The organism is Mesoterricola sp. JemC181 (assembly GCF_055384585.1).
Genome location: NZ_AP045076.1, coordinates 4,377,726 through 4,391,117, shown reverse-complemented (window position 1 = coordinate 4,391,117; position 13,392 = coordinate 4,377,726). Strand labels below are relative to the sequence as shown.

The following is a 13,392-nucleotide window of genomic DNA, read 5'->3' as shown; positions in this document are numbered from 1 at the left end:
CTGTTCCCCGGGAGGGGCCGGTCTGGTCCAGAATCGAGGGATGACCGATGCCCCGCCCCCGAGAAAACGCCGGATCCGCTACAAGGGCACCCACCCCCGGCGGTTCGAGGAGAAGTACAAGGAGCTGAACCCCGACCTGCATGCCGCGGAACTGCAGAAGGTCATGGACCGCGGGCAGACGCCGGCGGGGACCCACCGGCCCATCTGCGTGGCGGAGATCCTGGCGTGCCTGGATCCGCGGCCCGGCGAGGTGGGGCTGGACGCCACCCTGGGCTACGGCGGCCACGCCCAGGAGCTGCTGGCCCGGATCCAGCCCGGGGGCAGGCTCTTCGGCGTGGACGTGGATCCGCTGGAGCTGCCGCGCACCGAGGCCCGCCTGCGGGCCCTGGGGTTCGGCGAGGATGTCCTGGTGGTCAAGCGCATGAACTTCGCGGGGCTCCCCGCGCTCCTGCCGGAGACCGGCGGGGGCCTGGACTTCGTCCTGGCGGACCTGGGGGTCTCCAGCATGCAGATCGACAACCCCGCCCGGGGCTTCACCTACAAGAGCGACGGCCCCCTGGACCTGCGGCTCAACCCCAACCGGGGGCGGTCCGCCGCGGCCCTGCTGAAGGCCCTGGCCCGGGAGGACCTGGCGGCGCTCCTGGTGGAGAACTCCGACGAACCCCACGCCGCGGCCATCGCCGCCGCCCTGGACGGGCAGGACGTGGCCACCACGACGCAGCTGGCGCGGCTGGTGCGGGGCGTCCTCCCCGAGGACGAGGCGCGCGCGAGCCTGCAGCGCACCTTCCAGGCCCTGCGCATCGCCGTTAACGACGAGCTCAAGGTGCTGGACCAGTTCCTGTCCCTGCTGCCCATGGCGCTGAAGCCGGGGGGGCGCGTGGCCATCCTCACCTTCCACTCGGGCGAGGACCGTCGGGTCAAGAAGGCCTTCCTGGAAGGCCACCGGGCGGGCGTCTACCGGGACGTCGCCCCGGAGCCCATCCGCCCCTCGTTCCAGGAGCGCCATGACAATCCGCGTTCCTCGTCGGCCAAGCTGCGCTGGGCCGTCAAAGATTAGTCTGGAAAAAGCCGACCCCTGCGCGCCTTTGGGGCCATGCTGGGTGGGAAGGTCCGCGCCGCTGTCGGAGGGGACCCTCAAGGAGAAAGCATGTCCAACGACAAGAAGCCGAAGAAGGCCAAGCCGGCCGTGATCCACGGTGCCACCAGCCGCGGCAGCGACCTCGCCAGCAAGCTCGCCGAGCCCGTGAAGAAGGCTGCCGCCGTGCCGGCCAAGAAGAAGAAGTAGCTTTCCCGCCGCCCCGCGTTGACCCGCGGGGCGGCGCGGGGAGTACCATGGGCGGGCATCCCCGGAGTCCGCCATGACCTTTCCAACCCGCTGGTTCCCGCCGGCGCTGATCCTCGCCCTCCCCCTCGCCGCCCAGGCGGACCTCGACCGCGCCGTGGAGCGCACCCGCGCGGCCTTCAACGTGCCCGGCATCGCCGTGGCGGTGGTGCAGGACGGCAAGGTCGTCCTGGCCAAGGGCTACGGCGTGCGAAAGCTGGGCGAGCCGGCCCCCGTGACCCCGCGAACGCTCTTCGCCATCGCCTCCAACACGAAGATCTTCACGGCCTCGGCCCTGGCCATGCTCGTGGACGAAGGGAAGCTGGCCTGGGACGACCGGGTCGTGGACCGCCTCCCGGGCTTCCAGATGAGCGATCCCTACGTCACCCGGGAGATGCGGATCCGGGATCTGCTGTGCCACCGCAGCGGCCTGGGGCTCGGGGCCGGGGACCTGATGTTCTTCCCGCCGACGGACCTCACCGGGGAGGAGATCGTCCACCGCCTGCGGTTCGTGCCGCTGGCCACGAGCTTCCGGAGCGCCTACGCGTACGACAACATCCTCTACACGGTGGCGGGCGAGGTGATCCGGGCCGTCTCGGGCCGGCCCTGGGCGGAGTTCATCCGGGAGCGCTTCTTCGGGCCGCTGGGCATGGCCTCCAGCCGCACCAGCATCCGGGACGTGCGGACCGGGGACGACGTGGCCGCGGCCCACGCCATGGACGGCGACAAGCTTGCGCCGGTGGAACACGATGTCATGGACAACAGCGCCCCGGCCGGGGCCATCGTCGCCTCCGCCGAGGACCTGACGCGCTGGGTGCGGGCGCTGCTGGCCAAGGGGGACCTGGGCGGCGGCAGGCGCCTGTTCAGCGAGAAGCGGGCCCGGGAGCTGTGGACGCCCCTGACCCTGATCCCCCACGGCGAACCCCCCGCGGCGCTGGCCGAGGCGCGGTCCGATTTCCTGGCCTACGCCATGGGCGAGGACGTGCGGACCTACCGCGGCCACCTGCTGGTCTCGCACACCGGCGGCCTGAAGGGCATGGTCACGGAGGTGAGCATGGTGCCGGGGCGCAACCTGGGCGTCATCGTGCTCACGAACCAGGAGGAGGGCGCCGCCTTCAAGGCCGTCACGAACACGGTGCTCGACCACTACCTGGGCGCGCCGCCCAAGGACTGGGTGGCGGCCTTCCAGGAGGTGAGGGCGGCCCAGAAGGCCCGGGCGAAGGAGGAGGTCGCCAAGGCCGCCGGGACCCGCAACGCCGCCTCGAAGCCCGCCCTGCCCCTGGAGGGCTATGCGGGGCGCTACCGGGACCCCTGGTACGGGGACGTCCTCGTGGAGGCCTCCGGCGGGAAGCTGGCCATGCGGTTCACCCACACCCCGGGCCTTTCGGGAACGCTGGAGCACTGGCAGTACGACACCTTCGTGGTGCGTTGGAAGGACCGCACCCTCGACGCGGACGCCTACGTCACCTTCTCCCTCGACGCCGCCGGGAAGGTGGCCCGGGTGGCCATGAAGGCCGTTTCGCCGTCCACGGACTTCAGCTACGACTTCCACGACCTGGCCCTGGCCCCCGTCGCCCCCGGAGCTCCGGAGCGCTGGTAGGGACCGGATGGGGCGCTATTCCCGAAGCGGATCTGGAGGGACCCCCTTCCCGGATGGATGCTGGGCCATCCCTCCCCCGCGGCGGGGGCGGGCCGAACCCGACCACCCCCCCTGGGAGAAGCCATGGCTGCGCCCGAAACCACCCTCCAACTCGACCGCCGGACCTTCTGCCTGGGCGCCGCCGTGTGCGGCATGGCCCTGGCCTGCGGCTGCGGGGGAGGCGGAGGAGGCTCCACCGCCGCCCCCCCTCCGCCGCCTCCCGCCGGGGGCGTGACGACCCAGGACACCAAGGCAGCCCTCCTGGCCGCCCCGGACGGCACGGTCCGCGACTACCGGAACCTGGCGAACTTCTTCCTCATCAAGGACGCCTCGGGCATCTACGCCATGACCGCCATCTGCACCCACCAGGGCTGCACCGTGGACCTCCCGGCGGGCACGAAGATCACCTGCCCCTGCCACGGCAGCCAGTACGACCTCTCCGGCGGCAACCTCCTGGGACCCGCGGTGAACCCCCTGGTGCACTTCGCCGTGACCGAGGCCGCCCCTGGCGGCGCGCTGGTGGTGCATGTGGACCAGACGGTGGCGGCCTCAGCGAGGCTCAGCTAGGCAGGCTTCGCCGTCCCTGAAATGGAGGATCCGCTCCCCGGGGTCCGCGGGCAGGACGAAGGACAGGTCCTCCAGCTCGGTGATGCCCGCGGCGAGCTGGTCCAGGAGGAGGGCGGGGTCGTGGGCGAAGAACCCGCTGCACGGGCCCGCCAGCGGCTCCCGCCGCGCCTCGGCGTCGGCGAGGCGCGCCGAGAGGCCGAACCAGGTGATGAGGTCCGCGGCCACGGAACCCTGGGCCTCCAGCCCGAGGGCTTCGAACTGGGCCGTGATGAAGTCGCGCTGCAGGCCGATGACGTCCCCGGACCCGGGGTGGTCCGCGAAACGGCGGAAGAGTTCGGAGGGCTCCAGGCCCAGGGCGCCCTGGACGATGGCGAACCAGGGCACCGCCTTGCCGTCGTTGTAGAAGGTGTCGCAGGCCCGGGCGATGCGCGCGGCCTGGGCCAGGTCCCCCGGCGGGAACCCCGGGGAGGCGGTGACCAGGTAGGGGTTCGCCGCCTGGTGCTCCAGGCCGAAGGAGGCCGCCGTCTCGAAGAGCCGGGTGCCCGGCAGCACCGCCAGGCAGAAGATGTCCAGGTGGTTGGGCGCCAGGCCCAGGGCGTAGTCGAGGCTGGCCTTGAAGCCCTCCAGGTCGTCCCCGGGAAGGCCGTAGATGAGGTCGAAGCCGTAGGTGGCGCCGGCGCGGTGGAGCAGGAGGACCCGGCTCTCGAATTCATCCGGGTCGATGCGGCGGTTGATGTTTCTCAACACGGCGTCGTGGGCGCTCTGGAGGCCGATCTGGAGGGTGCAGCGGATGGACGCGAACAGCCTGGCCAGCTCGCGGTCGATGAACTCGGTGCGGATCTCGAAGAAGAAGTGGATGGCCGGCGCCTCGGCGGCGATGAGGCGCAGGACCTCCTTGGCCCGGGCGCGGTCGAAGTTGAACGTGGGGTCCAGCACGAAGATCTGGCTGACGCCCTTGGCCTCGAACAGGCGCAGTTCGGCCTCCACCCGCTCCATGGGGACGCGGCGGGTGCCCGTGCCTCCCCGGGACTCGAAGCAGAAGTCGCACTTGAAGGGGCAGCCCCGGCTCAGCTCCCAGAGCTGGCCCGGGTAGGCCGAAGGGTCCAGGGTCCCGTCCAGGTAGGGGCTGGGGAGCGCGGCCAGGTCCGCCACGGGGGCCGGGCGGAGGGTGGCCTGGAGGGCGCGGGGGTCCTGGCCCCGGAGCAGGTGCTTGACGGCCTCCACGATGAGGTCCTCGCCCTCCCCGGGCAGCACCAGGTCCATGGAGGGGTCGCCCAGGACGCCCTCGGGGTCCGCGGTGGCCTCCGAGCCGCCCGCGAAGATCACCAGGTCCGGCCGGCGCGCCCGCAGGACCCGGGCCACGGCCATCGTCAGGTCGCGGTTCCAGAGGTACATGGAGAACCCCACCCACCGGGGGGCGTCCTCCAGGATCCGGTCGGCGCAGGCCTCGGGGGTCTGGTCCAGGTAGAGGTCCAGCACCCGCACGGCGACTTCGGCGCCGAAGGAACGCCGCAGCACGGAGGCCAGCATGGCCGGTCCCAGGGGCACGGCCCGGGCCGAGGCTTCCAGATGTATGGCCACCAGAACCAGATCCATGCGTGCGGGCCCCCCACCTGCATCATAGGCGGGTCCCGCTGCGAAAGGGCAATGGGGGTATGCTGGCAGGGCACTCATCGGAGGCAACATGGGACTGGGCGGAAAGATCGCTTTGGGGTGCGGCGGCATCCTGGTGCTGTTCCTCGTGATCCTGGGGCTGAGCGCCGTGGGCTCCTACAATTCCCTCAACAGCCTCGGCCAGGGCGTGGACGCCCAGTGGGGGCAGGTGGAGAACGTCTACCAGCGCCGGGCCGACCTGGTGCCCAACCTCGTGGCCACGGTGAAGGGCGCCGCGGCCTTCGAGAAGGACACCTTCACGGCCGTCACCGAGGCCCGCGCCAAGGTGGGCCAGATCAACCTGGGCGGCAAGGCCCCGGCCACCCCCGAGGCCCTGGCCTCCTTCCAGAAGGCCCAGGAGGGCCTGGGCTCGGCCCTCTCCCGGCTCATGGTCGTGGTGGAGAAGTACCCCGACCTCAAGGCCACCCAGAACTTCCGTGAGCTGCAGGCCCAACTGGAGGGCACGGAGAACCGCATCGCGGTCGAGCGCATGCGCTTCAACCAGGCCGCCCAGGCCTTCAACACGAAGCGCAACAGCTTCCCCACCCTGCTCATCGCCGGGTTCTTCGGCGACCGGTTCCGTGAGAAGGCCTACTTCAAGGCCCAGGCCGGCTCCGAGACCGCGCCCAAGGTCGCCTTCTAGCCGCCATGCGGCGCCTCCTGGTCCTGCTCTGCCTGCTGGCGGGGATCCTCGGGGCCGCGCCCCCGCCGTCCCCCACCCGGTGGGTGACGGACGGCCCCGGCCTCCTGTCGCCCGCGGTGCGCACCGGCCTGGACCGGCGCCTGGAAGCCTACCAGCAGGGCACGGGCCACCAGGTGCTGGTGTGGATCGGCGAAACCACCGGCGGGGACCCGCTGGAGGACTGGACCGTCAAGGCCTTCGCGGCCTGGAAGGTGGGCCGCAAGGGCCTGGACGACGGGCTGGTGCTGTTCGTCCTGGCCGCGGACCACAAGGTGCGCATGGAGGTGGGCTACGGCCTGGAGGGGCAGGTGCCCGACGTGGTGGCCTACCGCATCATCCAGGAGAGCATCATCCCCGGACTGAAGGCCGGCGACCCGGACAGGGCGATCACGGAGGGGGTGGACCGCATCCTCAAGGTGGCGGGGGGCGACGCCGCCGCGGCGAAGGCCCGGCGCCCGCAGGGAGGCTCCTTCGATTTCGCCTCGCTGGGCCTCGGGACGAAGATCATCATCGGGCTGCTGGCGCTGGCCTTCCTGGGGCTGCTGGCCACCCACCCGTCCATGGCCATCTACCTCCTGCTCGACATCCTCACCTCGGGCCGGGGTGGCGGGGGGGGCGGGGGCGGCGGCGGAGGCGGGTTCTCCGGCGGCGGGGGCAGCTCCGGCGGCGGGGGGGCATCGGGATCATGGTGAAGCGCGGAGGACCGTCATGTGGGGCATGAGCCGCAGGCGCCTGAGGCAGTGCGTGGACGCCGGGAAGGTGGTCGAGGCCATCCGGGAGGCGGAGCGCGCCTCCTCCGGGGAGATCCGGGTGTCGGTGTCCCGGTTCTTCTGGGGCGATGTGGAGAAGGCGGCCGCCAGGGCCTTCAGCCGGCTCCACATGGAGGCCACCGCCGACCGCAACGGCGTCCTCATCTTCGTGGTGCCCAGCCGCCGGCGTTTCGTGGTGCTGGGGGACGCGGGCATCCACGCCAAGGTGGGGCAGGCCTTCTGGAACGATGTGGCCGCATGTCTGACCGCCCAGTTTGCCCGGGGCGCCTTCACCGAAGGGCTGGTGGAGGGGATCCACCTGGTGGGGGTCCGGCTGGCGGAGCATTTCCCCTGGGGCGGCGAGGCCGACCGGAACGAGCTGCCGGACGACGTGGACTTCCGGTAGTCCGCGGTATATTTCCCCATGGTCGTCGCCATCCTCGTCGGATTCGCCTTCGGTTTCATCGGGTCCATGCCGGTGGCGGGGCCCATCGCCCTGCTGGTGCTCCGGCTGGGGCTCAACCAGGACGCCCGCCATGCCCGCTTCGTGGCCATCGGCGGGGCGGTGGCGGAAGGGATCTATTCCCTGGCGGCCTTCTGGGGCCTCAGCACGGTCCTGGACCGGCACCCCCGGGTCCTGCCCGCCAGCAGGGTCGTGGGCGCCGTCCTCTGCCTGGTCCTGGGCATCATCCTCCTGCTGCACAAGCCCAAGCCCGGCCCTCCGCCGGGCCAGCCGGAACGCCGGAAGGGCACCAAGCGCAGCCTCCTGGGCGGCTTCCTCCTCACGGCCCTGAACCCCACGCTGCTGGTCACCTGGACCGCGGCCCTGGCGGCCCTCCACGCCACGGGCCTCGTCACGCTGTCCCCCGAACGGGCCGTGCCCTTCGCCCTGGCGGTGTTCCTGGGGATCGTCTGCTGGTTCTCCACGCTCCTCTGGCTGGTGAGGAGGTTCAAGGGGCGGTGGAGCCCCGCCTCGGTGGAATGGTTCATCAAGGGCATGGGGGCCGTCCTGGTGGGCGCCGCGGGCGTGGTGCTGCTCCGCGCCCTTACCGGGTGAGCCTGCGCCACCGGGTGCGCAGGCCCCACGCAAGGTAGGCGAGGGCCGAATTGCCGCGCCGGTCCCCGATCCTGCGCTCGACGGCGACGGGGCGATCCTCCTGGCGGCGGTCGGTCTTCCGCCGTTCCTCCTGGTGGATGGCGTGCAGCACGAGCCCGAAGAAGACGATGACGACGAGGATGAAATAGAGGGTGTCCAGCAAGGCCGCCTCCGACAGGATCTATCTTGCCACCGTCTCCGCGGGGCGGCCCGCCCCGAGTGCCTCCGCCCGCCGCCGGCCCTGCTCGAGCTGGTCCGGCGTGAGATCCCGCTTGAGGGTCTCCAGGGGCTGGGCGACCTGGCGGTTCCCGCCGGCCTCGGCGCGCGTGAGCCAGGCGTAGGCTTCCGTGGGGTCCCGGGGAACCCCCTCCCCCACGGCGTACATGAGCCCCAGGCAGCCCTGGGCGTAGGCATCGCCCTGGACGGCGGCCCGTTGGAGCCAGGTGCGGGCCTCCTGCAGGTCCCTGGGCACGCCCTCGCCCAGGTAGTACTTCACGCCGAGCTTGACCTGGGCGTCCAGGTCCCCGCGCTGGGCGGCCATGACGAAATACCGGAGGGCCTGGTCGGGGTCGCGGGACACGCCGTCGCCATCCTCGTGCATCATGCCGAGGATCATCATGGATTTCGCATCTCCCCCCGCCGCGGCCCGGAGATACCAGGCCACGGCCTCCCGCACATCGGCCGGAACACCTTCGCCCAGGTAGAACATGGAGGCGACCCGGGCCTGGGCCTCGGTGTCCCCGCGCTCCGCGGCGCCCAGGCAGGCGAGGAACGCAAGGGAGGGAGCGGGCGCGCCCCCCGTCACCCGCGTGAGGGGAATGGGGCCGGCCCCGTTCTGCCGGGAGGACGGCGTCACGGGACCGGCCACCAGGAGGCAGAAAGGCAGGCAGGGAAGGAACAGGGACCGCACCCGCATCTGCATGGCATCTCCATCGGCAAGTCAGCGAAGAGTCCGGGTCCCACGCGAGCTGGCCTCGACTCCTGGTTGGACTATCGGCAGGCCCCGGGCCGGGAGATAGCGGCATATTCGCGCAGGCGCCTGGGCGGCCCGGCCCGGGAGCTGAGACCGGTTGAGGGGTCTCGCGGAATCTTACGAGTGGACGCAAGCGCTGGGGATGTGGGGCCTGACGGACATCCCCGGGGCGGGCGGCTTCCGGGCCCCGCTTTGATTGTTAAAAAAAGAGCAATTTTTCAGGACAGGCCCATTATTGACCTGGGCGTGCATGCCCATCCTGGGCATTTCCTTTCCCCGACCGGCAGGCGCTTGAATTCCATGAGGCAGGCTTCCATGACCCAGCTCCCGATCCTTCTCCAGGGTTTCCAGAATCAGTCTCCCACGCACCAGGCCGCCCAGGGGGACATCCTGGAGTGGATCGCCGCGGCCCACGCCCGGGCGGAACTCACGCTCCAGCGCCCGGACTCGGAGGAGGCGCGGGAGGCGCTGACCCGGAAGCTGAAAAAGCTGGTGCTTCGCTTCGGGTGCAGCACCGACCGCATCAGCGCCCGGGGCGCCTTCCTGGACGATTTCACCCACACCGACTGGGACCGCATGCGGATCTTCCGGCTGAACGAATTCCCCTCGGGCAGGCCCTGCGGGGAGCGGAGCCGGTTCTACGGGGAGGTGTGCGGGCGCGTCTTCGAATCCTTCTACACCGACGAGCTGGAGCCGCCGCCGGTGATCATGCACGTGACCTGCACGGGGTACATCTCCCCCAGCGGCGCCCAGCGCCTGGTGGCGCACCGCGGGTGGGGACGCTCCACGGAGGTGATCCACGCCTACCACATGGGCTGCTACGCCGCGATGCCCGCCATCCGGCTGGCCGCTGGGCTCCTGGAGCGGGGGAAGGCCCGGGTCGATGTGGTCCACACCGAGCTGTGCACGCTGCACATGGACCCCGCCCAGCACCAGCCCGAGCAGCTGGTGGTGCAGACCCTGTTCGCCGACGGCGCGATCCGCTACTCCGTCTCCCGGGCGGAGGGGCCCGGCCTCGAGCTGCTTGCCGCCCGCGAGGAGATCGCGCCGGAGACCACGGACGCCATGACCTGGATGGTCTCCGATTCCGGCATGCAGATGACCCTGAGCCGCAAGGTGCCGGACTACATCCGCGCGGCCCTCGGCCCCTTCCTGGACGATCTGGCGGCGGGCGCGGGCCTCACGGCCGGAGCTCTTTTCCGGGACGCGGTCTTCGCCATCCACCCCGGGGGCCCCCGGATCATCGACGAACTCGCCGAGCACCTGGGCCTGCGCCCCGCGCAAGTGGAGGCCAGCAATGCCATCCTTCGCGACCACGGGAACATGTCCTCGGCGACCCTGCCCCACGTGTGGCAGGCCATCCTGGCCGACGCCGCCGTGGCGCCCGGGACCCTCGTCGTCTCCCTGGCCTTCGGGCCCGGGCTCACCATCGCGGGCGCCCTCCTCCGGAAGGCGGGGTGAGCGCGCCGGCCCTGGCCCTGCTCCCCTTCGCCCTGCAGGGGCTGACCATGGGCGTGGACGAGTTCGGTTTCCACCGGTGGCGGGACGTGCCCCGGTGGGAATGGGCGGGCCACCTGCTGGATACCGCCGTGTTCCTGGCGTGCCTGACGCTGCCGCTGGTCCTGGCGCCGACCGGGGGTCACCTTCGCGCCTACGGGGCGCTGGCGGCCTTCTCCTGCCTGCTGATCACCAAGGACGAGTTCGTCCACCAGCGCCTGTGCACGGCCTGGGAGCACTGGGTGCACGCCGTGCTGTTCATCCTGCACCCCCTGGTCCTGCTGGCCACCGCCTGGGTGTGGGTGGCCGGCGGCCCCCGGGGGGCGCTGGGCCTCCAGGTCGCGCTCGTGGGCGCCTTCCTCGTGGTGCAGGCCCTGGCGGGGGCGGGCCGGCGGCGCCGGCCGGAGATCGACAATCGCGTCTACGACAGCCTGGGGGAGCGCTGGTACGAGGCCGACGACGATCCCGTGGCCCTCCTGCGGGCGGAGTCACGCCTGCGCACCGCCTGGATCCTCGGGGAGCTGCCCGCGGCCTCGCACGTCCTGGACGTGGCCTGCGGGGCGGGGTTCCTGGCCAACCCCCTGGCGGCGGCGGGCCACCGGGTCACGGGCATCGATCTGTCCGGGGAGAGCCTGGCCGTGGCCCGCGGGCACGACCCCACCGGGACCGTGGCCTACCTCCCCATGGACGCCCGGAGCCTGGCCTTCCCCGACGGGCGCTTCGACGTGGTGTGCATGATGGATTTCCTCGAGCACCTCGAGGAACGGGACGCGGTGATCCGGGAGGCGGCCCGGGTCCTGAAGCCGGGCGGGTGGTTCTATTTCCACACCTTCAACCGGACCCCGCTGGCCGGCCTCGTGGCCATCCAGGGGGTGCGGCTCTTCGTGCGGAACACGCCGGAGCACATGCACGTGTACCACCTGTTCCTCAAGCCCTCGGAGCTGCGCGGCATCTGCGGCCGCCACGGGCTGGCCGTCGACACGCTGCGGGGCGTGCGCCCCCGGATCCTCTCGCGGGCCTTCCTGGGGCTGCTGGCCACCGGCAGGGTCGGGGACGGGTTCGAGTTCCTCTTCACCCCGTTCCTGGGCATGGGGTACTGCGGCCGGGCGGTGAAGGGGGACTGACTATACTGGAGGCCTGACTCCGAGGTCCTCCATGGCGTTCCTGCTCCAGCTGCCCCCCTGGCCCCACAAGGTGGACGGCGGCGTCCTCCTCCTGGTGGCCGCGCTCTTCCTGGCCTCGGTGCTGGCCCACCGCTACTGGCGGGCCAAGATCCGCCTGGAGGACGAGCTGGAGGCCCGGGACCTGGACGCCCGGCGCGCCTTCGAGCGCTACCGCGAGGCCTTCCGGGGTCTGACGGCGCCCGCGGCCTTCGTCGACCGGGTCTCGGGGCTGGTGATGGAGGCCACCCCGGGCTGGGCCGGCAAGGGCCTGCCCGGGCCCGGGGACGTGATCTTCCTGGAGGACCCCGCCCTGGAGGCGGCGTGGCGGGGGATTCCCGCCCCCGGGCCCGACCACGTGCCCGCGGGCCCCGGACCCCTGACCCTCCGGGGGCGGGCCTTCACGGCCATCTGCCTGGGCGGGGCCAGCCTGGGGGTGGTGCTCCTGGTGCCAAGAGAGGGCTGAAAAGAGGCCTTCCCGCGATAAACTGGTTTTTTGCCCCGAAGGAATGGAGACCGCATGCAGCTCAGCCAGTACCGCCAAGTCCGCATCGAGAAGCTGGAGAAGCTCAAGGCCCTGGGTCTGGACGTGTGGCCCCGCAAGGCCGAGCGCACCCACGGCATCGGGGACCTCCTGGAGGCCCACGACCGGGAGGGGGCCAAGACCACCAATGAGGAGCTGGAGGCCCTGGGCAAGGTCGTCAGCGTCATGGGCCGGGTGATCGCCATCCGGGAGATGGGCAAGAGCGTGTTCGCGACCATCACCGAGATGGGGGTGAAGCTCCAGGTGTACTTCCGCATGAACGACCTGGCCGAGCCCGGCTGGGAGGTGGTCAAGCTGCTGGACCTGGGCGACTTCATCTCGGTCACCGGCCCGGTCATGCGCACCAGGATGGGCGAATTGTCGGTCCGGGCCCGGCGGATCCAGTTCCTCACCAAGGCCCACAAGCCCCTGCCCGAGAAGTGGCACGGGCTGCAGGACAAGGAGGTGCGCTACCGCCGGCGCTACCTGGACCTGGTGGCCAACCCCGACGTCCTTCTCACGTTCCAGACCCGCAGCCGAATCATCGCCAAGGTGCGCAGCTACATGGAGGGCCAGCGCTTCCTGGAGGTGGAGACCCCCATGATGCAGCCCATCCCGGGCGGCGCCACGGCCCGGCCCTTCGTCACGCACCACAACGCGCTCGACATCCCCCTCTACCTGCGCATCGCCCCCGAGCTCTACCTCAAGCGCCTGATCGTCGGCGGCTTCGAGCGGGTGTTCGAGATCAACCGGAGCTTCCGCAACGAGGGCGTCTCCATGCGCCACAACCCCGAGTTCACCATGATGGAGAGCTACGCGGCCGGCGAGGACCTGCGGGACGTGATGGTGCTCACCGAGAACCTCTTCGAGACCGTGGCCGGCCACCTGGGCGCCGTGGAGCGCCCCTACGGCGTGGACGCCGAAGGCAATCCCCGCCTCATCAGCTACCGCACCCCCTTCCGCCGCATGACCCTCAAGGACGCCACCGCCCACTACGGCGGCTTCGACCGGGCCCTCCTGGAGGACGACGCCCAGATCCTGCGGCTGGCCCGGGAGGCCCACGTGGAGGACGCGGAGAAGCAGACCCCCGGCGCCCTGCTGGGCGCGCTCTTCGAGCACCACGCCGAGAAGGAGCTCATCCAGCCCACCTTCATCACGGACTACCCCGTGGAGCTGAGCCCGCTGACCAAGAACCTCCCCGGGGACGACCGGTTCGTGGACCGCTTCGAGCTCTTCATCGGCGGCATGGAGCTGGCCAACGCCTACTCCGAGCTCAACGATCCCGTCGTGCAGCTGGAGCGCTTCGAGGCCCAGCTCGCCGAGCGCGAGGCCGGCAACGACGAGGCCATGCTCCTGGACGAGGACTTCATCGAGGCCCTGGAGCACGGGTTCCCCCCCTGCGGCGGCCTGGGCGTGGGCATGGACCGCCTGGTCATGCTGATGACCGACAGCTCCAGCATCCGGGACGTCCTGCTCTTCCCGCTGATGCGCCCCATGGCGAAGGGCGCCGAGGACGAGGAGCTCTGAACCCG

Annotated in this window: 15 protein-coding genes; 12 read left to right on the top strand and 3 right to left on the bottom strand. The window is 71.3% G+C overall.

The window, feature by feature from the left end; genetic code table 11:
* The first annotated feature begins 40 nt into the window (after positions 1-40).
* The 4 genes from rsmH to ACZ5MC_RS19265 all read left to right on the top strand — a co-directional run bounded on the left by rsmH (position 41) and on the right by ACZ5MC_RS19265 (position 3,527).
* The gene (gene rsmH, locus ACZ5MC_RS19280) at positions 41-1,057 is read left to right on the top strand and encodes a 16S rRNA (cytosine(1402)-N(4))-methyltransferase RsmH (RefSeq protein WP_464516535.1); all 1,017 of its coding nucleotides are present in this window, start codon (positions 41-43) and stop codon (positions 1,055-1,057) included.
* 90 nt (positions 1,058-1,147) lie between these two features.
* Entirely contained in the window at positions 1,148-1,285 is a 138-nt protein-coding gene (locus tag ACZ5MC_RS19275) for a hypothetical protein (RefSeq protein ID WP_464516534.1), read from the top strand.
* A gap of 73 nt (positions 1,286-1,358) precedes the next feature.
* The gene (locus tag ACZ5MC_RS19270; RefSeq protein ID WP_464516533.1) at positions 1,359-2,921 is read left to right on the top strand and encodes a serine hydrolase; all 1,563 of its coding nucleotides are present in this window, start codon (positions 1,359-1,361) and stop codon (positions 2,919-2,921) included.
* A gap of 123 nt (positions 2,922-3,044) precedes the next feature.
* Entirely contained in the window at positions 3,045-3,527 is a 483-nt protein-coding gene (locus tag ACZ5MC_RS19265; protein ID WP_464516532.1) for a Rieske (2Fe-2S) protein, read from the top strand.
* On the opposite strand, the gene ACZ5MC_RS19260 is transcribed toward ACZ5MC_RS19265, so the two are convergent.
* Entirely contained in the window at positions 3,510-5,123 is a 1,614-nt protein-coding gene (locus tag ACZ5MC_RS19260) for a B12-binding domain-containing radical SAM protein (protein WP_464516531.1), read from the bottom strand. The two genes, ACZ5MC_RS19265 and ACZ5MC_RS19260, sit on opposite strands and share 18 nt — an antisense overlap.
* An 88-nt stretch (positions 5,124-5,211) precedes the next feature.
* On the opposite strand from ACZ5MC_RS19260, the gene ACZ5MC_RS19255 reads away from it, so the two are divergent.
* The 4 genes from ACZ5MC_RS19255 to ACZ5MC_RS19240 are packed head-to-tail and all read left to right on the top strand — an operon-like array spanning position 5,212 to position 7,668.
* Positions 5,212-5,823, top strand: coding sequence for a LemA family protein (locus ACZ5MC_RS19255; RefSeq protein WP_464516530.1), 612 nt, complete (start codon positions 5,212-5,214; stop codon positions 5,821-5,823).
* Positions 5,824-5,828: 5 nt separating this feature from the next.
* The gene (locus ACZ5MC_RS19250; RefSeq protein WP_306602114.1) at positions 5,829-6,554 is read left to right on the top strand and encodes a TPM domain-containing protein; all 726 of its coding nucleotides are present in this window, start codon (positions 5,829-5,831) and stop codon (positions 6,552-6,554) included.
* 16 nt (positions 6,555-6,570) lie between these two features.
* The gene (locus ACZ5MC_RS19245; RefSeq protein WP_464516529.1) at positions 6,571-7,017 is read left to right on the top strand and encodes a TPM domain-containing protein; all 447 of its coding nucleotides are present in this window, start codon (positions 6,571-6,573) and stop codon (positions 7,015-7,017) included.
* 18 nt (positions 7,018-7,035) lie between these two features.
* Complete coding sequence (locus ACZ5MC_RS19240; protein ID WP_306602112.1) at positions 7,036-7,668, top strand: LysE family translocator; 633 nt, start codon at positions 7,036-7,038, stop codon at positions 7,666-7,668.
* Here ACZ5MC_RS19240 and ACZ5MC_RS19235 read toward each other — a convergent pair.
* Together ACZ5MC_RS19235 and ACZ5MC_RS19230 are read right to left on the bottom strand one after the other, a co-directional pair.
* Positions 7,658-7,870 (bottom strand): hypothetical protein, encoded by a 213-nt coding sequence (locus ACZ5MC_RS19235; protein WP_306602111.1) that lies wholly within the window; start codon positions 7,868-7,870, stop codon positions 7,658-7,660. The two genes, ACZ5MC_RS19240 and ACZ5MC_RS19235, sit on opposite strands and share 11 nt — an antisense overlap.
* 18 nt (positions 7,871-7,888) lie before the next feature.
* Positions 7,889-8,629 (bottom strand): tetratricopeptide repeat protein, encoded by a 741-nt coding sequence (locus tag ACZ5MC_RS19230; protein WP_464516528.1) that lies wholly within the window; start codon positions 8,627-8,629, stop codon positions 7,889-7,891.
* Positions 8,630-8,995: 366 nt separating this feature from the next.
* Between ACZ5MC_RS19230 and ACZ5MC_RS19225 the strand changes: the two genes are divergently transcribed.
* Genes ACZ5MC_RS19225 through lysS form a run of 4 tightly spaced genes read left to right on the top strand, consistent with a single transcriptional unit; the run spans position 8,996 to position 13,387 of the window.
* Complete coding sequence (locus ACZ5MC_RS19225) at positions 8,996-10,141, top strand: 3-oxoacyl-[acyl-carrier-protein] synthase III C-terminal domain-containing protein (RefSeq protein WP_464516527.1); 1,146 nt, start codon at positions 8,996-8,998, stop codon at positions 10,139-10,141.
* A complete protein-coding gene (gene ubiG / locus ACZ5MC_RS19220) occupies positions 10,138-11,301 on the top strand; it encodes a bifunctional 2-polyprenyl-6-hydroxyphenol methylase/3-demethylubiquinol 3-O-methyltransferase UbiG (RefSeq protein WP_306602108.1) in 1,164 nt (387 codons plus the stop codon). The genes ACZ5MC_RS19225 and ubiG overlap by 4 nt, the downstream gene beginning before the upstream one ends.
* A 31-nt stretch (positions 11,302-11,332) precedes the next feature.
* Complete coding sequence (locus ACZ5MC_RS19215) at positions 11,333-11,803, top strand: hypothetical protein (RefSeq protein ID WP_306602107.1); 471 nt, start codon at positions 11,333-11,335, stop codon at positions 11,801-11,803.
* A gap of 54 nt (positions 11,804-11,857) precedes the next feature.
* Positions 11,858-13,387: a lysine--tRNA ligase gene (gene lysS, locus ACZ5MC_RS19210; protein WP_464516526.1), complete on the top strand. Its 1,530-nt coding sequence runs from the start codon at positions 11,858-11,860 to the stop codon at positions 13,385-13,387.
* Positions 13,388-13,392 lie beyond the last annotated feature (5 nt).

Excerpts from the sequence above, each read along its gene's own strand:
- ACZ5MC_RS19240 (WP_306602112.1), top strand. The coding sequence starts at position 7,036 with ATGGTCGTCGCCATCCTCGTCGGATTCGCCTTCGGTTTCATCGGGTCC.
- lysS (WP_464516526.1), top strand. The coding sequence starts at position 11,858 with ATGCAGCTCAGCCAGTACCGCCAAGTCCGCATCGAGAAGCTGGAGAAG.
- ACZ5MC_RS19260 (WP_464516531.1), bottom strand. The coding sequence starts at position 5,123 with ATGGATCTGGTTCTGGTGGCCATACATCTGGAAGCCTCGGCCCGGGCC.
- ACZ5MC_RS19275 (WP_464516534.1), top strand. The coding sequence starts at position 1,148 with ATGTCCAACGACAAGAAGCCGAAGAAGGCCAAGCCGGCCGTGATCCAC.
- ACZ5MC_RS19230 (WP_464516528.1), bottom strand. The coding sequence starts at position 8,629 with ATGCAGATGCGGGTGCGGTCCCTGTTCCTTCCCTGCCTGCCTTTCTGC.
- ACZ5MC_RS19225 (WP_464516527.1), top strand. The coding sequence starts at position 8,996 with ATGACCCAGCTCCCGATCCTTCTCCAGGGTTTCCAGAATCAGTCTCCC.
- ACZ5MC_RS19270 (WP_464516533.1), top strand. The coding sequence starts at position 1,359 with ATGACCTTTCCAACCCGCTGGTTCCCGCCGGCGCTGATCCTCGCCCTC.
- rsmH (WP_464516535.1), top strand. The coding sequence starts at position 41 with ATGACCGATGCCCCGCCCCCGAGAAAACGCCGGATCCGCTACAAGGGC.
- ACZ5MC_RS19250 (WP_306602114.1), top strand. The coding sequence starts at position 5,829 with ATGCGGCGCCTCCTGGTCCTGCTCTGCCTGCTGGCGGGGATCCTCGGG.
- ACZ5MC_RS19215 (WP_306602107.1), top strand. The coding sequence starts at position 11,333 with ATGGCGTTCCTGCTCCAGCTGCCCCCCTGGCCCCACAAGGTGGACGGC.
- ACZ5MC_RS19245 (WP_464516529.1), top strand. The coding sequence starts at position 6,571 with ATGTGGGGCATGAGCCGCAGGCGCCTGAGGCAGTGCGTGGACGCCGGG.
- ACZ5MC_RS19265 (WP_464516532.1), top strand. The coding sequence starts at position 3,045 with ATGGCTGCGCCCGAAACCACCCTCCAACTCGACCGCCGGACCTTCTGC.
- ACZ5MC_RS19255 (WP_464516530.1), top strand. The coding sequence starts at position 5,212 with ATGGGACTGGGCGGAAAGATCGCTTTGGGGTGCGGCGGCATCCTGGTG.